Source organism: Candidatus Melainabacteria bacterium RIFOXYA2_FULL_32_9 (genome assembly GCA_001784615.1).
GTDB lineage: Bacteria > Cyanobacteriota > Vampirovibrionia > Gastranaerophilales > UBA9579 > UBA9579.
This window is the reverse complement of sequence record MFRQ01000125.1, coordinates 1-3,781: the sequence shown is the minus strand read 5'-3', so window position 1 is coordinate 3,781 and position 3,781 is coordinate 1. Positions and strand designations below refer to the sequence as shown.

Here is a 3,781-nt window from a genome sequence, read left to right as displayed (position 1 = left end):
AAAACATCCTGAAATTGCGCCTAAAATAAGGTGGATTGAAGTCATGAAATGGGCTTTTGAACAGCTCGGTTCTGCTGATCCTAATATGTTTATTAGAGAAGATGTTATTTATTAGTGAATTGTTGGGTCTACTACTGTTATTTTGGGACTGGCATGGTGCGCTGGAAAGATTGCCACGCAAGTATGATTGATGCTGATTATCGATGTCTTATGGCTCGCAATGACAGTGCGTGTCATCCTGAACGTTAGTGAAGAATCTCAAAGATTCTGCGCTTCACTCAGAATGACAGCGGGGTATTATTGGAAGGATTGATGACTAAGAAAAGTGCCTCTGGCACCTCAGAATGACAGCGGGGTATTATTTGAAAGATCGACGACTTAAAAGGGTGACTGTGTCACCTCAGAATGACAATGCGTATTATAGGAAGAATCGATGATTTAAGACAGTACGAAGCACCCCATAATGATAGTGGTGTTATTGGAATGATAGTTAGCCAATGACAGTACGAAGTACCTCCCCTAATAAAGTCATTCCTGGAATGAACAGGTGAAACTCCGGAAGTTTATTCCTTTTGAAATTATATCGCCTATTTATTCCTGGAATGACAATTTTCTTTTTTATAGTAAATTGATTATATATTTACTATTTATGGTGAGAGAAAATGAAAAAATTAGCATTAATTATTATTTTTGCATTGGTTGTTTTACCTGTTTTTGCTCAAGATAATGACACAATAAAAAAGTTATCTATAAAAATTCAAGAAACTCAGACAATTGTAAAACCTCAACAGCTTGCCAGAAAGCAAACAAAAGATTATAAAGTTGTAAATAAGCTTTCTGAAAGGGCTTTTCAGGAATTAAGTATAAAAGTAGATGTTAGGCCTTACAAGTTTTATGAAGATAGGTTTAACTCGAAAAATATTGAAAATAAAGAGTTTTATTACGAATTAGTGAATGAAGATAAGATATTTAGCTATAATCAAGGTAAATTATTTAATATAACTCTGTTTTCAAAAGATGAATATCCCTGCGTGCTGTACGCTTACAGTTATCCTGAAGGTAATTTAAAAAAGATTGCTGTTGCTGTTAAAGAAGGACAAAGTTATGTCTTTAATCAATATGGCGAATATATTGATTTTGAAGCATATTTGAATAACTTACAAGAAAAAATAAAGAAAAACTGGTATATTTTCAGGTATCGTAATAAAAAGCTTGCTAAGATTTTATTTACTATTGATAAAAATGGTAAACTCCTGGATTACAATGTGATTGAGTCTTCAGGCAGTAAATCTTTCGATGATGATGCAATTGCTGCTATAAAAACAGCATCACCTTTCGATCACTTGCCAACTGCTTGTTTAGAAGATTTTATAACGGTTCAATTTACTTTTGAAATGAATAAAAAGCTGTCTTTAAAGTTAAAAAGATAGTTTTTACACATATTAATTTCATTAAATATATATGAGGTCTGATGGATATGGATTATCAGGAGCTTTATGCTAAGTATCAGCTTGCTGTTAAGCTTAGAGAACTTAGTACAGACAATAATTTTAAGCTTTTAAAAGAGGTTTTTACTCAGAAAATCCTCTCAAATATTTCACTCTCGGCTCAGAATAATATTATTTCTTATCTTTCAGGTATTAAAGAGGTCTTTAATTATGTTGATTGCGAAGTTGAGAAGATTAATTTCTATAGAGATGAGTTGGATCAGATTTTTGCTGAGAAAAATATTTAGTTTGAGAGCTAAGGAACAAACAAAAAATTATTGCGTATTTTAAAACGCAAATCTGTCATTGCGAGCGAAGCGAAGCAATCCATTAAATAATGCTATAATTTGGATTGCCACGTCGGGCTTTCAGCCCTCCTCGCAATGACAATATCACTTTATGCGTAAGTATTTTTTGTTACCTCCTTAGTTGACGGTGGGTAAGTAAGGAAGAAAAAAGTTTTTACCTAAAATTATAAAACAGTGGAAATGTCATCCCGAAGTGCTACGCACGTAGTTATCTCCCAAATGTTTCTATCGCGGAGAAAGTGGTGCAGCTTTGCTGCTTTCGGGATCTATCCTGTTTACTAATAAAAGCTTAAAGCGTTAACTATACAGATGCCGGAACACGTCCGGCATGACATCAGTGAGTATTTTTCTTTCTTCCTTAGCTAGATAATTCTATAAAATTATTGCTTAAGCCAGGTACTCACCTTACTTATATTCATAATTCTATGCTCGCCGGTTGTGGCGTTTCGTCCTGCCGTATCAGGGACGTTAATTTGTGGTGCGTTGCGTTGTTACTTTTTAATAATGACTGTAAAAGGCTATTAGCCTGTCATTATACTGACATCGTTAAAGGAGTTTTTATGGACAATCAAGAATTTAACACCATTAATGAGAACACTTTTGAAGAAAGTTCTCAAGATTTTTTCAGCTCTGAAAATCAAGAGCTTCAGTTTGAAGATGAAAATTCTTCTCATCAAGTACCTTTAGCCGCTTTAATTGAAGAAAGAAAGAAATTTCAAAAGCAAATTGAAGAAGAAAAAACACTAAGACAACAGTATGAAAATGTTTTAACAGCTCTGGGACAAGATTCTTCCAGTAAGACTGATCCTGTTAGCTCGTTAAAGTTTCAGTATGAAAATATTCTCAAAACTCAGGGGGAAGCAGCAGCTAATATATGGCTTAATCAGCAAATGGTTAACCAGTCTTTCGCTGTACAATCAGAAAATCAGTCTGTATTAAGTGAAGTTCAGGATAAATATAGAGATATTTACGCTGTTCCTGAGGTTAAGCAGGCTATCGATGCTTATTTAAAAATGGATATGGACCCTACAAGAAGTTTGAAAGAGCAAGGTTTTACGGATGCTGTTGAATATATTTCTTCCATCTATAAAGCCGGTTATGAGTCTGGTATGAGGCTTAAATCTCAAAATGATACAGCTAAATCAAGAATGGGTTCTTCTGTTACTTCTGGAATTCCTTCTATAAGTTCTGGGAAAGTCTTTAGTAGAGCTGAAATCGCTTCTATGAACGCAGAAACATTCTCAAAATATGAGAAAGTCATTTTCGATCAAATGGCTAAAGGTTTAATTAAGTAATTTTCAATTTTGTTGGCTCAAGCAGGCTTGACCCAACCTACTACTGCTAATAGATGCCGGAACAAGTCCGGCATGACAGTGCGTGTTATTGAAAAAGTTGTTAATCAATGACAGTGCCAAGTACAAAGTAAAATGAAAGGATATATTACTATGCCACAAGATTTATCAAATTTTATTCCTGAAATATGGTCAAAAAAATTATCAGTACTCCTTGATAAATCAGGAGTTATGATGCAATGTGTAAACAGAGACTATGAAGGTGAGATTAAAAACTCAGGTGATACAGTTAATATCAGAACTTTTGGTGATGTTACTGTTAAAAGTTACACTGGTTCAATCACTTACGATGAATTAACCTCACCTACACAGCAATTACTTATCGATCAAAAGAAATACTTTGCTTTTAAAGTTGATGACGTTACTAAAGCTCAGTCAAATATTGATATAATGGCTGGTTATCTTGATAGAGCAAAAGTTGCTATTGATTTAGCAAAAGATACATTTTTACTTGCTAAACACGCTGATGTTCCTTCAGGTAACATTGTAGGAAGTGAAACAACTCCTATTGCTATAGATAAAGATAACATTTACGCTAATTTTGTTGCTCTTGGTAAAGCTCTTAAGAAAGCTAACGCTATTGCAAAAGGTCAAAAACCTTTCATCATCATTAATCCTGATATAGAAGCACTAT

The 3,781-nt window shown here is 33.9% G+C and carries 4 protein-coding genes and 1 pseudogene (1 of these 5 cut by a window edge); all 5 read left to right on the top strand.

Annotation, left to right across the window (positions count from 1 at the left end; translation table 11 throughout):
- Positions 1–115, top strand: the end of a protein-coding gene (locus A2255_06295) for a hypothetical protein (protein ID OGI18062.1). Its footprint begins 1,628 nt before the window's first position; the window shows 115 of its 1,743 coding nt (coding positions 1,629–1,743); the start codon falls outside the window, past its left edge; its stop codon occupies positions 113–115.
- A gap of 547 nt (positions 116–662) precedes the next feature.
- Positions 663–1,430, top strand: a complete 768-nt coding sequence (locus A2255_06290; GenBank protein ID OGI18061.1) for a hypothetical protein — start codon at positions 663–665, stop codon at positions 1,428–1,430.
- A gap of 41 nt (positions 1,431–1,471) precedes the next feature.
- Entirely contained in the window at positions 1,472–1,735 is a 264-nt protein-coding gene (locus A2255_06285) for a hypothetical protein (protein ID OGI18060.1), read from the top strand.
- A 620-nt stretch (positions 1,736–2,355) separates the two neighbouring features.
- Positions 2,356–3,090 (top strand): hypothetical protein, encoded by a 735-nt coding sequence (locus A2255_06280; protein OGI18059.1) that lies wholly within the window; start codon positions 2,356–2,358, stop codon positions 3,088–3,090.
- Between the two features lie 150 nt (positions 3,091–3,240).
- Positions 3,241–3,781 (top strand): annotated as a pseudogene (locus tag A2255_06275) (hypothetical protein).

Coding starts and splice junctions, on each gene's coding strand:
- A2255_06290 (OGI18061.1), top strand. CDS start 663: ATGAAAAAATTAGCATTAATTATTATTTTTGCATTGGTTGTTTTACCT.
- A2255_06285 (OGI18060.1), top strand. CDS start 1,472: ATGGATATGGATTATCAGGAGCTTTATGCTAAGTATCAGCTTGCTGTT.
- A2255_06280 (OGI18059.1), top strand. CDS start 2,356: ATGGACAATCAAGAATTTAACACCATTAATGAGAACACTTTTGAAGAA.